The sequence below is a fragment of the Paenibacillus sp. 2KB_22 genome (assembly GCF_052115745.1).
GTDB lineage: Bacteria > Bacillota > Bacilli > Paenibacillales > Paenibacillaceae > Paenibacillus.
Genome location: NZ_JBFRHG010000001.1, coordinates 1,325,153 through 1,343,660 on the forward strand (window position 1 = coordinate 1,325,153; position 18,508 = coordinate 1,343,660).

At 47.9% G+C, this 18,508-nt stretch carries 16 protein-coding genes; 5 read left to right on the forward strand and 11 right to left on the reverse strand.

Annotation, left to right across the window (positions count from 1 at the left end):
* The first annotated feature begins 192 nt into the window (after positions 1–192).
* Both AB4111_RS05675 and AB4111_RS05680 read left to right on the forward strand, forming a co-directional pair.
* The gene (locus tag AB4111_RS05675; RefSeq protein WP_442030781.1) at positions 193–1,146 is read left to right on the forward strand and encodes a helix-turn-helix transcriptional regulator; all 954 of its coding nucleotides are present in this window, start codon (positions 193–195) and stop codon (positions 1,144–1,146) included.
* 39 nt (positions 1,147–1,185) lie between these two features.
* Positions 1,186–1,872 (forward strand): AlkZ-related protein, encoded by a 687-nt coding sequence (locus tag AB4111_RS05680; RefSeq protein WP_442030782.1) that lies wholly within the window; start codon positions 1,186–1,188, stop codon positions 1,870–1,872.
* Between the two features lie 100 nt (positions 1,873–1,972).
* On the opposite strand, the gene AB4111_RS05685 is transcribed toward AB4111_RS05680, so the two are convergent.
* Both AB4111_RS05685 and AB4111_RS05690 read right to left on the reverse strand, forming a co-directional pair.
* Positions 1,973–3,487, reverse strand: a complete 1,515-nt coding sequence (locus AB4111_RS05685) for a UxaA family hydrolase (protein ID WP_442030783.1) — start codon at positions 3,485–3,487, stop codon at positions 1,973–1,975.
* Positions 3,484–5,001: a tagaturonate reductase gene (locus tag AB4111_RS05690; protein WP_442030784.1), complete on the reverse strand. Its 1,518-nt coding sequence runs from the start codon at positions 4,999–5,001 to the stop codon at positions 3,484–3,486. The genes AB4111_RS05685 and AB4111_RS05690 overlap by 4 nt, the downstream gene beginning before the upstream one ends.
* Positions 5,002–5,193: 192 nt before the next feature.
* Between AB4111_RS05690 and AB4111_RS05695 the strand changes: the two genes are divergently transcribed.
* From AB4111_RS05695 to AB4111_RS05705, 3 genes are all read left to right on the forward strand, one after another.
* Complete coding sequence (locus tag AB4111_RS05695; protein ID WP_442030785.1) at positions 5,194–6,063, forward strand: AraC family transcriptional regulator; 870 nt, start codon at positions 5,194–5,196, stop codon at positions 6,061–6,063.
* A gap of 146 nt (positions 6,064–6,209) precedes the next feature.
* Positions 6,210–8,198 (forward strand): GTP-binding protein, encoded by a 1,989-nt coding sequence (locus AB4111_RS05700; RefSeq protein WP_442030786.1) that lies wholly within the window; start codon positions 6,210–6,212, stop codon positions 8,196–8,198.
* A 14-nt stretch (positions 8,199–8,212) separates the two neighbouring features.
* Positions 8,213–8,890, forward strand: coding sequence for a tetratricopeptide repeat protein (locus AB4111_RS05705; protein WP_442030787.1), 678 nt, complete (start codon positions 8,213–8,215; stop codon positions 8,888–8,890).
* Between the two features lie 113 nt (positions 8,891–9,003).
* Here the strand turns inward: AB4111_RS05705 and AB4111_RS05710 are convergent, their stop codons facing one another.
* From AB4111_RS05710 to AB4111_RS05750, 9 genes are all read right to left on the reverse strand, one after another.
* Positions 9,004–10,065 carry a phosphotransferase gene (locus AB4111_RS05710; RefSeq protein WP_442030788.1) on the reverse strand — a complete coding sequence of 354 codons (1,062 nt, stop codon included), beginning with the start codon at positions 10,063–10,065 and terminating at the stop codon, positions 9,004–9,006.
* 92 nt (positions 10,066–10,157) lie between these two features.
* Complete coding sequence (locus tag AB4111_RS05715; RefSeq protein ID WP_442030789.1) at positions 10,158–10,784, reverse strand: GDSL-type esterase/lipase family protein; 627 nt, start codon at positions 10,782–10,784, stop codon at positions 10,158–10,160.
* A 202-nt stretch (positions 10,785–10,986) separates the two neighbouring features.
* A complete protein-coding gene (locus tag AB4111_RS05720; RefSeq protein ID WP_442030790.1) occupies positions 10,987–14,154 on the reverse strand; it encodes an MMPL family transporter in 3,168 nt (1,055 codons plus the stop codon).
* Positions 14,151–14,609 (reverse strand): MarR family winged helix-turn-helix transcriptional regulator, encoded by a 459-nt coding sequence (locus tag AB4111_RS05725; protein WP_253433592.1) that lies wholly within the window; start codon positions 14,607–14,609, stop codon positions 14,151–14,153. Before AB4111_RS05725 ends, AB4111_RS05720 begins: the two co-directional genes overlap by 4 nt.
* A 218-nt stretch (positions 14,610–14,827) precedes the next feature.
* Entirely contained in the window at positions 14,828–15,265 is a 438-nt protein-coding gene (locus tag AB4111_RS05730; protein WP_253433589.1) for a GNAT family N-acetyltransferase, read from the reverse strand.
* Between the two features lie 63 nt (positions 15,266–15,328).
* Positions 15,329–16,315 (reverse strand): BadF/BadG/BcrA/BcrD ATPase family protein, encoded by a 987-nt coding sequence (locus AB4111_RS05735; RefSeq protein WP_442030791.1) that lies wholly within the window; start codon positions 16,313–16,315, stop codon positions 15,329–15,331.
* A 61-nt stretch (positions 16,316–16,376) separates the two neighbouring features.
* Positions 16,377–17,090, reverse strand: coding sequence for a class I SAM-dependent methyltransferase (locus AB4111_RS05740; protein ID WP_442030792.1), 714 nt, complete (start codon positions 17,088–17,090; stop codon positions 16,377–16,379).
* Positions 17,091–17,108: 18 nt separating this feature from the next.
* Positions 17,109–17,462, reverse strand: coding sequence for a hypothetical protein (locus AB4111_RS05745; RefSeq protein ID WP_442030793.1), 354 nt, complete (start codon positions 17,460–17,462; stop codon positions 17,109–17,111).
* Between the two features lie 53 nt (positions 17,463–17,515).
* Positions 17,516–18,478, reverse strand: a complete 963-nt coding sequence (locus AB4111_RS05750) for an alpha/beta hydrolase (RefSeq protein WP_442030794.1) — start codon at positions 18,476–18,478, stop codon at positions 17,516–17,518.
* Positions 18,479–18,508: the final 30 nt, after the last annotated feature.

The following is an 18,508-nucleotide window of genomic DNA, read 5'->3' on the forward strand; positions in this document are numbered from 1 at the left end:
GAATTGGACGAGACACACATTTTAACAATGCCTGCCGGAACATGCTGGTGAACCCTGTTGCTGAGCTAATATAAAATGATGAACATCTGAAATATTGGTGACACACATGATGTCACTTATTAGTTGTTAGAATAGAATTATAACTACGGCATCACTTTCCGGCGGCGCAAAGATCGAAACGGAGTGGCTGACATGAACAGAACAAATCGGCTTGCTGCCATCGTAATGGCATTACAGCATGGTCACGAAACGGCACACTCATTAGGCGAGAAATTCGAAGTTTCCCGTCGCACAATCCTCCGGGATATTCAGTCCCTCTCCGAGATGAATGTGCCCATTATTGCCATTTCCGGTCCGGGAGGTGGGTTCAGTCTAATGGAAGGTTACGTATTGCCCCCATTACAGCTGGACCCGGTAGAGGCAGCAACGCTCATATTCGCTCTTGAGGGTCTGAGTCGTTACGCCGACACGCCCTTTCATGAGAAACGCTGGACCCTGATGAACAAAGTTAAAGCCATCATTCCGGATGATATCATGGCCCGAATTGATCCCATGCTCAAACAGCTGCACCATCATATTCCAGATCGCAATTACATTCTTCATCACCTCGACCCATTGCTGGCCTGCATACCTGAACAAGGGTGGTTGTGTGTACTGTACCGCTCCGTATCGCGTCACCGATGGCTGCATATCTGTCCCACTCGGGTATATGCATCCTCCGGCTTCTGGTACTGTGAAGCATATTCCATCGAACATGGTGAACAGCGCCTGTTCCGGGTCGACCGAATTATGGATGTCAAGGCGATCGAGCCACAGGATGCACAGGTACTAAGCGAACAGGCGGAGCAACAGCGCAACAAGCCGATCCTTCCAGAACAACCACCAACCCTGGTTAGGGTGCAACTGAGTTATCGGGGAATGGTTGAAGCCGAACAGGACGAGCATATCGGTGAAAAGATGACCGAAATTGCCCCGGATCTCTGGGAATTGTCATTTCTCTGTCCACCAGGAGAATGGGACTGGGCCGTACGATTCTTTTACCGATTGGGACGTGAGGCCGAAGTGATCGAACCTCTCCAACTTCGCAACGAGATTCGTCAGCATGCCGAGGAAGTGAGCCGAAGATATCTTGCTTCAACCCAATAATCGCTTTATCATACTTCTTAAAAGGAGCCTGCTGATATCATGACATATGAACCCGTTATAACATACGAAGAAGCAGTACAGCGTATCCAGTCTATAGGGCTGCTGCCTCTGGCACCACTTTTTGCCGAATATCCTTCTCTGTCATCGCTAACCCCCAAAGAACATTGGCACAAGGATGATGAACTCGATCCCTGGTTATGGCGTTCACGCCTGGCTGAAGAAGGCATTGCTGCATATGGAAAATTCGTCAAAAAGAAAGCGCTTCTTGTCTCTTTTGAATACTTCCCTTGGGTACACCGACTGCTTTCCGACTCCAGAACCATTGAAGAGCAGTATGAAGCGGGAGTGCTCTCCCGTGAAGCGTTTAAACTCCATGCGTTAGTTGCTGATCAGGAAGGTATCGATGGACGTGCCTTGCGATCACAAGCCGGTTTCGGGGCAAAAGAGGATAAAAAAGCATTTGACCGCGGGCTACTGGACCTTCAGGGCTGTGCAGCCATTGTGATCAGTGGAACCAAAGAAAAAGAGGGGCTTGCAGAAGGCAAAGTCGCATGGAATAGCTCCGCATATGAGACCGCAGGTCACTGGATGCAACGTCATGGCATTAAACCATTTGAAGGCAGCGTAGAAGAAGCACGTGAACTGCTGGTTACGCAACTGCAGCAACACGCATCTTCCGCCGCATTATCAAGTATTACCAAAGCACTTGGCATCCGTGGAATCTAAATAAAGCCAATTCCGGTTGTCGTGCAAATTTCAACCGGAATTGGCTGTGGTTCACCTTATAATGCATCTCAGACGATAACGCTCTCCATCCAGCATGGATTTAGAGAATCACGCCATCCTTGAATATGGCAATCTCCCGGAATCCATGCTGCTCACTGAGTGTATGTGATCGTCCAGAAGCAATGTCAATCAGCTGGCTGAACAGCTGCACTTTGACCTCATCCATCGTCTGCCCCTCCAACAGCTGGCCTGCATTAAAGTCAATCCAGTGTTTTTTGCGATTCGCAAGATCGGATTGAGTCGCAATCTTGACGGTAGGTACCGGACCTCCGAAAGGAGTGCCGCGCCCTGTTGTGAAGAGCACGATATGTGCACCTGCTGCAGACAGCGCCGTAACAGACACCAGATCATTACCCGGTGCTTCTACAATGTTCAGACCGGTTTGAGTTACACGTTTGCCATAGCGCAGAACGTCAACAACTGAAGAACGTCCTCCCTTTTGCGTACATCCAAGTGACTTTTCCTCCAGCGTTGTGATGCCACCAGCCTTATTACCAGGTGAAGGATTCTCATAGATGTTCTGCCCATGGTTCACAAAATATTGCTTGAAGCCATTCACGAGATCCACCAAATCGTGAAATACCTTCTCATTGGCAGCACGATTCATTAAGATCGTCTCCGCACCAAACATCTCCGGAACTTCCGTCAGAATAGCCGTCCCCCCGGCAGCAACCAACATATCAGCAACCGCTCCGACCAGCGGATTGGCTGTAATGCCAGATAAACCATCCGAACCACCACACTTCAAACCAATTTTGAGTTTACTGAGCGGAAGCGGCTGCCGTTGTTCATGTTCGGCGATCTCCACAAGTTCTTCCATCAGGCGAAGTCCTTCCTCAAGCTCGTCATCCGTTTCCTGTGCTTTAAGAAACCGTACTTTGCCTCGGTATTCCGGAGCAATACACTCACGGAATTCATCGACCTGATTGTTCTCACAGCCCAGACCGATGACAAGCACACCTCCTGCATTCGGATGCTCCACCAAAGAGGCCAGCAACTGTTGTGTATACTTCAGATCATCACCAAGCTGTGAGCACCCGAATGGATGTGGAAAGTGAAATACACCATCTACCCGGCTTCCAAACTGGGACTGACCCATACGTGCCAAAGCTTCACACACTTTATTGATACACCCGACCGTATTGACAATCCAGATCTCATTACGGATACCTGCTTCACCATTGGGACGCAAATATCCATCGAATGAACGCAGATGTTCCGGAGGCATGTCCGTCTGAATCTGGACTCCCGGTTGGTACTCATATTCAAGCAATCCGTGCAGACCCGTCTTCAGATTGTGACTATGAATCCAGCTTCCCTGCTCAATCTTCTCTTTGGCAATCCCGATGGAGAAACCATACTTCATCACATCATCGCCCGGTGCCAGCGTATGCACAGCAATCTTATGCCCTTTGGGCACGTCATCCACCAAATTAAAAGAAACACCATCTGGCAGTGTAATTTGTTCTCCTTTGGCATAGTCACGAAGCGCTATAATGACGTCATCCTGTGGTTGAATGGCAATCCAGTCATTGATTGTACTTGTAGTGTTCATTTCCCTTCACCTTCCAACAAACCGATTTCATTAACAAGTGCTGCTCGCAGTCCTTCTCTTGCATCCAGATTTTCGCCCCAGATCAGGGAATCCGACAACACAGCCGCTAGCCGGTTATCCAGTTGCTTCTGATCCCTATTGAGCGTATCATAACCGTCCCAGTATGCAGCCAAAGCACCAAGAACATCGGGGTCATCCCGCAGCAGAATATCTTCCCCATTCAGTCGTTGTGCCTTGTAACCTTCTGGCGTATTTACCGGACGATAGAGACACAATAATCCAGCAAATCCATGAATTAAACGGTCTGGCCAACTTCCCTGATTTTGCTCGTAAGACAAAAGTGTAGGCAGCACACGAACCTTGAATTTTCCGATCGTATTCAAAGCAATATCTTGCAATTTGTGATCAATGTACGGGTTAAGGAAGCGTTCGAAGACTTCTTCCGCATATTGGTCCAACTGATGATCGGGCATATCCAGGGCAGGCACGATCTCCTGATGCACAGCTTCCCTGATCCATGAGCCAAAATGTGGATCTTCCATCGTTTCTCTCACATGTTGCTTGCCTTGCAGAATGCCAAGGGAGGACATTAAGGTATGTGCCCCATTCAATATACGAACCTTGCGTATCTGGAAAGGCTTCAGATCTTTCACCCAATGTACATTGAGACCTGCCTGTTTGAGAGGAAGTTTTTTGTCCAATGATTCATCGCCCTGAATGGCCCAAAAATGATATGGCTCTGCCGTATTAATCAGCTGGTCCTCATACCCCCAGCGATTCGTTAGGGAATCAGCTTCTTCTTGGGTCGGCGCACCTGTGACAATTCGATCTACCAGATTGTTCAGGAAGTGATTATGGTTCTCGATCCATGAGCGGAAACCATCAGAATACCCATAATCCTCACTATGCCGAAGAACACAACTGCGCAGCACATCACCATTGCCTTCAAGCAACTCACATGGCAGATGAATCAAACCTCTGGATGGATCACCATCAAATTTCAAATATCGCTGATGCAGGAAAACGGTTAATTTCCCCGGAAATGATTGAACGGGTTCACCCTCGATATAGTCCGCATACGTATATTTCAATCCTGATTCGGTTGTATTAGAAATAACGAACTCAAGTGAAGGCAGTTCCGCCAAGTTCAGAAAGGCATCCCATTCCTCATACGGATTAATACACTGTGAGAAAATGGAGATCAACTCTGTCCGCTCAACCGGCTTCCCTTGAGACAGACCTCGCGTAATCATCGTATATAATCCATCCTGATCGCGGATCTGTTCCAGCTTGGCCTTGCCTCCCGGTCGTGGTTGGGTAACAGCTACACTTCCATGGAATTTGCCTTGTCTGGCACTCTCATGAAGCATCCAGTCTGCAAATCCCCGCAAAAAATTACCTTCTCCGATCTGCAAAACCTTCACGGGACGCTCCATAATCTCCTTGCACTTGCGCTGACCATCGCTCCCCAGTAAATTCAGCTTCAACCTTGGCCGTTTCGTGCTTGCCGACATGGACACTCACCTCATCGATTATTTGTACTGTCGGAATGCAGTTCAGAGGATCTGCACCCTTTTATTGTAAACGCTTTAAATTCATTGTATCATCAATAAAAGGAAATTAAATTGCTTATATTGCGGTAAATATACTCTCTAATGACCAGGTAAGACATCTCATTGAAGACCATCGTCTGGAAAGGAGTCTTTATGGAACGTTCACCTGTTCGTACAACTATTCAGGCAGAATCCGGTATTCCGTTCCGCCTGGTGTACAGTGACACCAAATCCCCTCAGAACGAATTACCAGATCACCTTCACGACTGGCATGAAATTATCTATGTATATCGGGGTCAGGGAAGTATCTTTATTGATACAGGACTTGAAAATATGCAGGAAGGCGATCTGTTCATTATACCGGGTAGCACGGTTCATCGAGCCTTGCCGGATGCAGGGAATCCTGTTACATCTTCCGCATTGTTCTTCAGCCCGGGATTGCTGGCATCGACTGCTGGAGGCGCTGCTTCTTCCTTGTTAAGCCTGTTTGAACGTTGTCGCAGACAACGAGTGTATAAGAGACATCTCAATACAGAGGAGCAATCACAGGTGGCAGCCCTTATTGATGATATTCAGACCGAATTCCAGCTCGGACATCATCTAAGCGCACATGCGGCCCTGTTACGGCTACAACTGTTGCTCATTTTTCTGGAACGTCTGGAAGCTACGGGACCTGCAAACCCGGGTAAATCTGCTCCAGGTCCCTCATGGCTCTCTTCTACGATCTCTCATATTGACGATAACCTTCGGAATGGCCTTTCCCTGCATGAACTGGCTCAGTATGCTGCAGTATCACCAGCCCACTTCAGTCGTGCCTTCAAACGATACACGGGCATGACTCTAACAGATTACGCATTAGCGCGAAGGGTCATTATGGCGAAAGAGCATCTGGTGCAAGGCGATGAGACGATGGCAGCCGTTGCCGATGCTTGCGGGTTCGACAGTCTGCCCCACTTTTACCGTCAATTCAAAAAACTAACCGGTACTACTCCCGCAGCTTACCGCAGAGCCATGAACAGTTGATGTTAAAACAGAACCAGCCTGGGCGTAGCTCCCCGCTTTAATCATATATATCCACATATTCTTCCATATGGTAGATGTGGTATGATAATCTGGATTATTACTTGTCGGAAACATTGCATTCCGTTGTCAGAGGAGCTTAGCATTCCATGTTAAATGAACTGAATCGCAGGAATATCGGCATATTCGCCCATGTGGATGCGGGGAAAACAACAACCACTGAGCATATGTTATTTGAAAGTGGTGTCGTCCGCAGTCCGGGACGTGTAGATGACGGAACAACAGCCACAGACTCACTGGACATTGAAAAGGAACGTGGCATATCCGTTCAGGCTGCCATGACCTCTCTGATCTGGAAGAACACCATCATTGACCTCATTGATACGCCTGGACATATTGATTTCAGCTCTGAAGTAGAGCGAACACTTCGGGTGATGGACGGTGCTATTCTCATTCTGTCGGCAGTAGAGGGAATTCAATTCCAGAGTGAAGCCATCTGGCGTGCCCTTCGTACACTTCGTATCCCAACCATCATTTATATTAATAAAATGGATCGGATTGGCGCATCTGCCCCAGCAGTCATGGAGCAGATTCGTTCTAACCTGTCCCCCTTCGCATGCGAAATCCAATCGTATCAACTCCGTGAAGATACATTTCATGGCATCGACTCCCTATGGAATGATAATCAAGAGACGCTGTCAGATCACACACCATCCATTCCAGGTCTGGTCGAGATACTTGCTGAACTGGACCCTGAGGTCATGGAAGCCTACATTCATGAGACTCCATTATCCCAAAGGGATCTGAATAAAGCGTTCCTGCGGTATGTGCATCAGGGTGAGCTTTTCCCCGTGTGTTATGGTGCTTCCGGCAAAGGAATTGGCGTCACGGCATTACTGGACGCGGTCCTTGCATTTCTGCCGCCACCTGCCCAACCTGTGGATTCTCCCGTATCGGGTGTTGTGTTCAAGATTGAACGTGACCGCACAATGGGACGCACGGCTTACGTTCGCATGTATGGTGGTAGTCTCCACAACCGTGACACCATCCATAATTCGACGCGGGAACTTGAAGAGAAAGTGACGCAGATTCGCCGTATGGATGGACGGAAATGGGCCGATACCGGTGCCGTTCACGCAGGGCAGATTGCTGCTCTGTACGGACTGAGCGACACACATGTGGGGGACATTATTGGCAGTCCCGAGGGTGTACCTCCTCTGCCACAGATGGCTGTGCCTTTGTTGACCGTACAAGTACATGGCAAGAATCCGGCGCTGTACCCCGATCTTGTCGCAGCATTACAAGAGTTGACCGACGAAGACCCCTTGCTCGACCTGCAATGGTTGCCAGAAGAACGAGAGCTGCATCTCAAGGTCATGGGAACCATTCAGCTTGAGATTTTATCCAGTCTGTTACGGAGTCGTTTCGGATTGGATGTCGTGTTCGATCCACCATCCGTTATCTATAAAGAAACGCCTCGTAAAGCTGGAGAAGGTTACATCGCTTATACGATGCCCAAGCCTTGCTGGGCCATCCTCCGCTTCAAGATTGAACCTTTGCCTCGCGGAAGCGGTCTGATCTATTCCTCAACCGTAAGGACCGATGATCTGCTGTTACGTTATCAGAATGAAGTCGAACGGCGGATTCCGGAAGCCTTGTCTCAAGGTATGCTTGGTTGGGAAGTAACCGATCTGCGCATCACACTGGTGGAAGGGGAATATCATGTCTGGCATACGCATCCGCTGGATTTTGTCGTAGCCACGCCTATGGGAATCATGGATGGATTAGCGAGAACAGGTACCACGTTACTGGAACCCCTTCTTCAGTTCCGACTAACGGTCCCGGAGGAATATGGCGGTAAGGCCCTCAGTGATCTGGTACATATGCGCGCAACCTTCGAAGCCCCCACCATTGGTAGCGGACGTTGTATCATTGAAGGAGTTATGCCTCTTGCAACGTCAATGGATTATCCGGTGAAGCTGCGTTCCGAGACTAGCGGCCGCGGAGTGCTTACCACTTCATTTGCCGGATACCAGGATTGTCCTGCGGATGTGAACCCTGCTCGCAAACGTAGAGGAGTTAACCCGCTGGACCAATCGAAATATATTTTAAGTGTACGAAATGCGATTACATCATAAATGGAGTTGAACCTGTGCTTATTAAATTTCTTATCTTTGGCCTTCTATGGCGGATTGTAGGTAATCCGTTCATTGCCATCCTCATTTTACTCGTTATCCTGTATTTCCTGGATCGTCGTTACGTTGGGGTGTTCCCGAGCTTCACCAAACCTCTCAAGCGTATGCGTAACATCTCCCGGCTTCGCCAACAGCTTGCCATGAGTCCCAATGAAGTTTCTTCCAAGCTGGAACTGGCTCGCCTGTTAATTGAGCGTAAACGTTACACTGAGGCACATGCCTTATTGCTTGAACTGGAGCACCCATACGAACAATCAGCTGAGTACTGGGAGGCACTGGGGACGACTGAGCTTCATCTGGGTAACATCGAACAGGGAGAACGTCATATTTTAAAAGCCCTCGAGATCAACCCCAGAGTCAAGTACGGACGCCCGTACCTAACCCTTGCTGGAGCCTTCAAAGATACGCATGAAGATAAGGCGTTGGATTATGTGCATCAGTTTCAGGAGATTCATTCCTCTTCCAGTGAAGCGTATTATCTGCTCGGCTCGGTTCATCGTTCCCTCGGACGTAATGCAGATGCGAAGCAGGCCTACGAGCAATCGTTGAACGTTTATCGTTCGTTGCCCAAATACAAGAAACGTCAGGAACGCCGCTGGGCTGTCCGCAGTTGGTTCCGCAAACGTGGATTGTAATGTCATCCGCTATGCGCTGTAATTTGCATATATCACTCTGCTGATCAATAAAAGTGCACTGATCTCTGCCCTCGTATGAGCAGAAACAGTGCACTTTATTCATAATAACGATATTAATATACCAATATCTCACGCAGTCGAGCTTCATGAAGCGACATCCAGTCCATCCTCTGTTTGAGCTTTACAATCTGACCCACAGCCACTTCCGGCTCATCAGTACCCTCGAACATGCGACTGATGAAATGCATAACCACATCCAGACTGCGCAGCAGAATTAATCGAGGAATGGCTAACAACTCTTCCCGTTCAAGGCTAACCTTTTCCCGAAATCCCCTGATCAGTCCCTCTTGTGCCTGCCACATCCAATCTTCACTCTTGTCCATGGTCAGAAGGTCAGACATCGGAACAGCTAACTCCATGACCCGCAAATCCCATGTCGCAAATTCAAAATCCAAAATGGCACAGATTTCACCATCCTCCTGATCTGCCAATACATTCGAAGCATTCACGTCTCCATGGACCAATTGATGCGGCAGCTGTTCCATTCCCCGCAGGGCTTCAAACAGATCTGGCAGAGCATCCCTCAGTTGTTTCAGCTCATGCGCACATGCGACCAATGGCTCCGGCGGCGATGCACATAGCTGTAATAATCGTTCTGGTGAACAGAGCGGATACGCATCCTGAATTCGATAGTACGGTGGATACACAGGATCAAGGGATATATCCAGCGTTGCCATAACAGAAGACAGGGCCCCCGCCGCTTTACCGAGGCCAAATAATTGGTCTGGCTTATGCCAGATGGGATTGACACCTTCCCGATAATGAAACAGCGTTGCAATTTTGGTATGACCTGTGAGGGGATCTTTTACAGAAAGGAATGTATCTCCCTCGCCAGATAACCGTCTTACAGGTGAAGGCGTAGCAAGCTTAAAGTTCGAATGTTGGAGTGCTTCCAGCACCTCGTGTTCAAAGGTGATTTTCATCGGATCATTATGTGTTTCATATTGTCTCATTACGTAACTCGTCCCGTCTATATGGAGCATGTAGGTAGAATTATTCATCCCACCCTTTCCACGCTCACCATACCAGTCCGATGTGAAACCATATGAGGCCAATACTTCGGATATACGTTGCTGCTCTGAATGATGGAGGGAACCGGAATCGATATTTTGCACCAAAAATTAACCCCTTTATCTCACAAAATGAAACGGTCTTCTATTTATCTTAAAGGAAGTCTATCGCTCGGTCTAGTTCTGTTCCAAAGTGATCAAGAGAACGGATAATATCCGGTTCGATTAAGCTGCTCTGCAATGACACGATATCCTCTCGCATTGGGATGCACTCTGTCCCAGAACAACAATTCACGCTCACGACCTTCAAACTTGTCATAAACCTGAGCACACGCATAGTTGCCCGATCCCGCTCCATTCAAAAACGAATTATATTGGCGCACCCAGTAGGCAGCTTCCGTCGCTTGTGGATACGGGTTGTACAATCCGATGGATCGGACCATATACTCACTATTGCCCTTTAACTGCCGAATGTGCCTCATGATCTGGGATACATTGCTGCGGGTTTCTCCAAGCACCTGTGTCATTTTACTGGCATTGGGTATGCCGCCACTTGATTTAAACGTACGAATCAGATCATTCCCGCCAATGGATAATGTGATGATATCGGCTTCACGCAGCGATTGCCGCACTCGGGGATGCGAAGAGATCATCTGCAACATGCCCCCCGATGTCAATCCATTTACGCCCATATTTTCCATAGATACAAATGTACGAACATTCATTTCCGCCATTCGCCGATATAAAGGAACAAAGCCGGTGCCCAGCAATGCTCCTGTACCTACCGTTAATGAATCTCCTATAGCCACATATCGATATACCATCCCGTCGCCCCTCTCTGCTGTGATTTCCTGAACAATAATGAACTGCTCTATATCTTATGATGAGCGGCAAGACAAGGCGCGGGATGGTGTCCTTAGGCATGCACCTTTCTTTTGCATAAGACCGTTCTTCTCTGTGGAGGTAAAAAAAGAAAAAGCCCTGCCGCATAACGCGGCAGAGCCTAATCCATTGCAATGCATTACATTACATGCCGATGGTCCGATCCGACTCAGCGGAATCCGCCTGTTCCTTGTTAGGGAACGGCCACCAGTTCGCCCGGCCAAACATCTTCACCATCACTGGGACGAAGAATGGCAAGAATAACAGAGAGTACAAGATCAGCCCGCTAAGAACTACTGTAGCAATCTGCATCATCGAGAGAACACCGGATGGATACATGGCAGCAAATGTTCCGCTGAGAATGACCGCTGCAGACAGAATAACGGTTCCCATGTTCTTCATCGCGTACAACATGGCATCCTGTACTTTCAAGCCTTTATTCTCATTGAAACGGTCCATCAGGAAGATGCTATAATCCACACCGAGTGCAATCAGCATGACAAATCCGAAGAACGGAGTAACCCAGCTAATGCCTGCGAACCCGAGGATATTAACAAAGACCACTTCGGTTAACGCCATCGATGTGAAATAAGCCAGTAATAAGGAAACGATTAGATACAATGGCATAATGACTGAGCGAAGCAGCACAACCAGAATAATGAATGTACCCGCCAACATCAGCATTACAGTACGTGTATAGTCGTTATTCGAGATCTCCTGCAAATCTGCAAACGTACTTGTAACGCCACCTATGGCTATGTCTGCTTTTTCAAGCGTACTGCCTTGTACCGCACGATGTACTGCCGCCTCAATATCAGGAACACGATCAATGGCTTCTGTTCCGTATGGATTTTCGGCGAAAATAACATCAATCGTCATCGTCTTTCGATCTTCGGAAAGGTACGTATCAAATACCTGTTTGAAGTCTTTGCTGTTCAGTGCTTCTTCAGGAACGTACCAGCCTGCCAGATCCGAATCAGGTGAATTCTGCAGTTGGGTCAGATAATCCTGTGCCGAATCCAATCCTCCTGAAACCTGTTTGATGCCATCGACACTTTGGTTCAGTCCATCTGTCAGTTGTGTCAGCTGACCACTCAGATCGGAGAAGCCTTGCTGAATTTTCTCCTGACCACCCTGAAGCTGGCCAAGTCCATCCTGGATGGAAGGAATTTCGCTAATCACTTTACCCTGACCATCAGCAGCCTGTTTGAGACCGGATTGCAACTGACCGATTCCCGTTACAATTTGGCCCAGACCATCGGCAAGAGCCTTCTGTCCGGCTGCTGCGGAGGCAAAGCCTTCATTGGCCTGATTAATTCCAGCAGCGGCTTCTCCCAGCTTGGTCTGAATCTGACCCAAACCTTGCGCAAGCTGCGCTGTGCCAGAACCTGTTTCACCAATCGTACCTTTGATACGCTGGTAATCAGCATCTTGCTGCAATTCAGGATACCGCTCTTCAAGTGCTGTGAAGGATTCGGACAGACTGGTTAGAGCTGTTGAAACCCCGTTCAACTGTTGTTCCAGTTCGCGGGTTCCATCCCCCAGTGCAGCGACACCAGCTCCCGCCTGACGATAGGCTTCAAGCAACTGATTATTCGCCTGCGCAAGTTGATCTGCACTCGTTTTGGCTTGCTGAAGTCCCGCTTTCAATTCACCCGCACCTGCGGAACCATCTCGAATCCCTTTTTCAATCTGCCCAAGTCCCTCACTGAGTTGCGTGATACCCGATTGCAACTGGGAGGTCCCTTTGGTAAGTTCTCCTGCTCCATCGGCAGCTTCTTTTAATTGTGGTTCATTTTTACTTAGCTGACTGCTGGCTTCACTCAGACCATCACGGATTTTGTCCAGACCCGTCTTGCCTTCACCCAGTCCATCCGATAATGTTCCCACTTGCTGTGTAACTTCAAAATCTTTGATCTCATCACCCGTAGGTCGTGTCATACTGCGGACACCAGAGACTCCGGCTACTTTCTCTACTTCCCGGCTAATTTTCTCGGCAACGGCCATATACTTCGCATTATCCATCGCTTCATCATTCTGGATGACGATCTGACCCGGCAGCGATTCACCCGGACCGAAGCTGTCAGAGATAATGTTGAATGCTTTTACTGAATCATATTTCTCGCCAATCTCATCGAGACTGTTGAACGACAGTTTACCATCGTAGGTTGCCAAAAGAGGCACACAAACAGCTGCAACGATGAGCAGCGCAGCCCATGGACGTTTCAGTGAAAAGCGACCAGCGGCACCATAGATCTTGCTCTCCGCATGTTCAAGCGAACCCTTCGACGGCCAGAATAGCTTCTTGCCCAACACCGCCATGAAAAATGGTACGATAGTCACCAAGGCGAGCATCATTACGGCAATACCCACAGCTACGGCAACCGCAGAGCGGTACAACATAAACTGGGCAAAGCCGATCGCAATGAATCCAACCAGCACGGCTAGTGCTGAGAAGAGTACCGTTTTACCAGCAGTACGATAGGTAGCAATGATGGCGTCCCACGTATTCTCATGATGAGCCAGTTCTTCCTTGAACCGACTGATTAACAGGATGCAGTAATCCGTACCAATCCCGAACATAACGGCGACCATAAAGATCTGTGTAAACGTTGATATCGGGAAGTCGACTCCATCCACGAGAAATGCAACGATCTGTTGCGATACAATGTAACTGATCCCCACCGTCAGCAGCGGTACAAACGGAGCTACAAACGAACGGAAAACCAGGAACAGAATGAGTAAAATAAAGACAACGGTAATATATTCTGATTTCTTGAGCCCCTCTTGGGAACTTTCAATGGTATCCTCGTCAATCAGACCTTTACCGGTTATGTAGTGCTCCACATTGACGGATTTCAATGCTTCATTCAGGTCTTCCCGCATTTCTTTGACTGTACGATCTCCCTGATCAACAGATAGCGACGTTAATATCGTTTTGCCATCAGCTGAGATCATCTTCTCGGACAATTCAGGCTGAGAGAAAGGTTCCAGAATGGACAGAATGCCCAACTTCTCTTTGTCGGCCTCCAATTGCTTAACAGCCTTCTCTGCCTCTTGTTTTCCCGTGGTACCCAGACCATCGGGATTATAGAATACAAGAGCAATCTGGCTGCCCTGCTGTTCTCCTTTTTGTGCTGCAGCTTCATTCAGAATCTTTGCAGCCTGGGTGGAAGAATACCCTTCAGGAACCGAAAACTGTCCCTTCTCCCGGATTAATTCACTCATGTTAGGGGCGGTAAACATCAATACGGCAGCTACAACAACCCATAGCCCCATTAACCACCATCTTGCTTTCAGTATCGCTCTCATTCGTTCTCCTGTCCTCCTTCATGCGTTAGCAAAGCTGCCAGCTTCTCAAAAGATTCAATGAAAATCCGAACCTCTTCCGGTGTAAAATGAACCAAATACGGCTCCAGAATCTGCTGTATTTCCTGTTCTGTCTCCCTGTATACCTGTCGCCCGTTATCCGTCAGAGTTAAATATACGACCCTGCGGTCACGTTCATCCCCTGCACGATCGACCAGATCGCGATCCACCAGCTTGTTGACCAAAGCAGTAATGCTGCTCTTGCCTATGCATAATAGTTCTGCCAGATCGGAAGGTGTACAGTAAGGTTTCTCCTCAATCAGACGAAGCGCGCAGAATTGATCAGTTGTTATGGTCTGCCCCACTTGTTCGCGTATCCGCGTATCAAACCGCTTGTTTACCAGAAAAGAAGCATCCAAATAACGGTTGACCAAACTTTTAGCATCGGGTGTATTCATTCTGCAATCTCCTTTTTGGATATATAGTTCACTTAACGAACTATTCTTCTGTGAAACTATTCTATAATGAAACAATCTGTCAAAGCAATACTTTTTTCCTGGTATCATGTTAAACATGACAAAAAAAGCAGGACGTCCGACTCAGCTGATTGCTAAATCCAACATCCTGCTTTATTTAAGTTCTGTTTCCTAGCCAGACAGTAGAGAACACCTGCGCGTTACTCTTCGTCTGTATCTTCCTCTTTTTCAAGTACACAACGGAACCGCTCCACTCCTGGATACAGCTCGCCCAGACTATATACGACGAATCCCGTATTCCGGTAAAACTCCAGGGCCTCCAGATCCGTCTCTGCAATCAAAGTGTCAGGATTGTATTTCTCCAGCAGTTGTGAAATCATTCCCCGACCATAATTTTTGAAGCGGTTCTCCGGTAGAACGGCAATATGGTGGATGGTAATCTCGCTGGAGCCTGTATGCTCATAACCGATCAGACCGATCAATTGCTCCTCTGCTTCGTATCCGGCCAGATACAGTTCGTCATTCTCTACATATTGTTTCAACGCACGTTTCAGATGATCCGGATCAGGAAAGACCGAGTAAGATAACAGCTCCTGTACTACCGGCTCTTCTATGCGTGATTTCAAATTAATTAACACCCTTATTCCTCCTATACCTTGCTTGTTTCCGTTATCGTATTGTAGTCGTTAGCCTCTCAAAGTTCAAGTCGTAAAACGATTCAGTTCCGATTGAAGCACAGTCGAGATGTTATCCGATACGTTGATCTGCGCCAAATGATACGCATCCAACAGTGCGCCCCCAACTGCCAATAAGTCACTGGTTATGTACTGAATTCTTTTCCCATCGGGCCTGTAAGCAGCATCCAGCCCTTTCTGAACGGCCCTCACCATATATGGTGAACTCAGACAGCTTCCAGTCATCGCCATGGACACTGTTGGCTGATCGAAACAGGATGCCAGCATGAGGATACCGACAACAGCCGTATCGGCAGCAGAGTCACATACTCTAACCGCGAGGGGAATATTCCGGACAGCTGCTTCGGTCACCAGAGGTGCCATTTGGCCAAATCTCCGATTAGTAGCCTGCTGATTATAAGCAAAACCAGACACTCCCAGTGCTGCAAGCTCTCGAACAGAGCTTACCTGCCAATACGTTAAAACCTGCTCAATCCATTCTTCATCCTGCAACTCATAACGTCCCGCGAGGATGGAATGCACTGTATCGTAAGCCAAAAACCGTGCTGCTGTCGGCGCATAATGACCGAACTGATCGTTGCGTAGCCAAGCGCCCTGTTCGGTTCTGCCAAGAATCAGAGAGCCTGTACCTCCAATGGCCACAATGCCTGGCTCACCATCGAAGGCCGCTGTATGCGCGATATGTGTGTCGTTTACTGCACTGATTTTGCCTATAATCCCGGTTCGAGCAATTAGTGCTTCGGCCCAAAGCGTATCTTCAGGCCGATTCAGACCCGCCATTCCTGCCTGAATGGCAGCGATCTGATCTGATTTGAGTCCAGCCTGTGTTATGGCCTCAGCGATACCTTCCAACACATTTTGCTCGGCATGGATATCGTGATAACGACTGCAACCTCCCTTTTGCACATAGGATAACAGTCTTCCGTTCTGATCGGCGACAGCCACACGGGTGTGGCTCCCTCCTCCATCCATCCCAATCACGTATGTATTCATCCTTGACTATCTCCTCCCCTTTAAACAATAAAGTGCCGGGGCTTTATCAGGTCCCGGCACTTTATTGCTTTTGCACAGCGAAACGTAGCAGTTCACAACGAAATTGTGTCGGTTCATCATACTTTTCCTCTTCAATCGTCTGTGTGACATGTTCCTGAAGCAGAATATTCCAGCCTTTGTAAGCCTTCTCCAGTATAGCAATCGCTTCGGCTGTTGGCAGGTTCAACTCAATTAACGGCTCAATTTCACGGCCTGAGTTCAATTCTTTCTCCTCCACATTGGTACTCATCGTAATACAATGAATGCCACCTGTTCGAGTTCCTGCTTGTAACCGCTCTAGCGCTTCCTTGAAAGCTTGTTTATTCGATACATGTTCCAGACAAGAACAAGCAGCTATAAAGTCAAAATGATCCTTCTCAATGACATAATGTTCAACGTCTGCTTTTACAGCTTGCACGAGATGGTCCACCTGATATTCTTTCGCATACTTGCGAAGTCCATCTATAGCCTCGTCCAGCAAATCCACACCGATGACTTCACTGTTCGTTTGTGCAAGACGCTGTGCAATCGGTATCGTATGCCTTCCTACTCCGCATCCCAGATCGAGGACACGCAGTTCCTCCTTGTGAGCAAGGATTCGTTCCAGCATATCCATAACCATAGGCATTGGCCTGGACATCCAAGTACCAGAGGCGAATAATTCATTATTCTCATAGAAGTTGGAATGATAATCTGCCTCTGCTTTTCGTGCAGACTCAAATTTTTCATTTCCCATCAAGACACCCCCATAGGTTTAGAAGTTAAACGTCAAAGTCCCTGTACCGGCGAATAGTATGATTGAAAAAATGACCATGATGACAAATCCAGCCGTTACCAGTAATTTACCCGTATCTCTCTTGGATGAACTGTCGTTAAATAACATGACTCCACCAATGGAAATAGCCACCGGAGCGAGAAAAAGTGTAATCAATACAAGCAACGCGATGGAATAACGATCCAATACCGATTCTTCATATTCGGTCATATAAGGTTGTTCAGGCAATGCCGTTTTGGTGGCAACCAGATTACCACACGATTTGCACTTAAACTCATCTTCTGCCATTCCTTCATGGCAGTAAGAGCACTTCCTTTGCGTGCGCGCCATCATCCGCCTCCTTCCACATCTTTCTAATAATCAATACCCATAATTCAATGTGGAAATCAATGGACAACAGATTCTGGACGATGCAGATTCTTCTTCATAAAGGATTCAAGTGCCGCCTCATATCCGGTGCGATCCACTTGAAACGCTGTGCCATGACCCGCACGGGGAACAGTCAGCAATTCCTTTTCGGTTGGACAAGCTTCATACAACCTGTACACCATTTCGGTCGGTACAAACGTATCCGCCTCACCGTGGATGAACAGCACGGGAACGTTAACTTTGGCAAGTTGCTTGAGAGCCGAAGCCTCTCTGAAGGAATACCCTGCTTTCCACCGGGAGATCAGACTTGTGACAGGTATAAACGGAAATGCAGGAAGCTTGTATAATTGCTTTAACTGGAACGTCAGTTCTTCTTCCACGGATGTATATGCACAATCAGACACAATCGCTTTAACCTGAGTCGGCAGGGCTTCACCACCTGTCATCAGTACGGTTGCTCCTCCCATGGATATGCCGTGCAATAAGATTTCCCCTTGTGTACCCACTTTTTCAAGCACCCAGTTGCTCCACTGGACATAATCCTTACGATCTAACCAGCCAAAACCGATGATGTTACCTTCGCTGCGGCCGTGACCCCGATCATCCGGCATTAACACGTTATACCCATGTTTTTCAGCATAAAATCGGGCAAAACCAGCCATTTCTCTACCTTTCCCCGAATAACCATGTGCCAGAATCACTGTCTGATCTGACCCCTTATTGGAACTAAGCCATGTACCGTGCAGTTTTAATCCATCATGCGATTGAAGAGATATCTCTTCTGTAGGCTGAACATCCAGCCACTTCAGGTCAGAAGCACTGCTGATGATTTCATTGTCCGGTTCAGGCATCAGATTCGGATTATCCACCAAAAACGTTTTTGGCGTACGGCGGATGGCGGTTTTGAAAAAATAAAGTCCACCTGTCCACAGAAGAGCAAGAAGGATCAGTACCAGTGCTACAAGTACGTAGAATAACATGAAGGGGTCCTACCCTCTTTCCTTATTAAG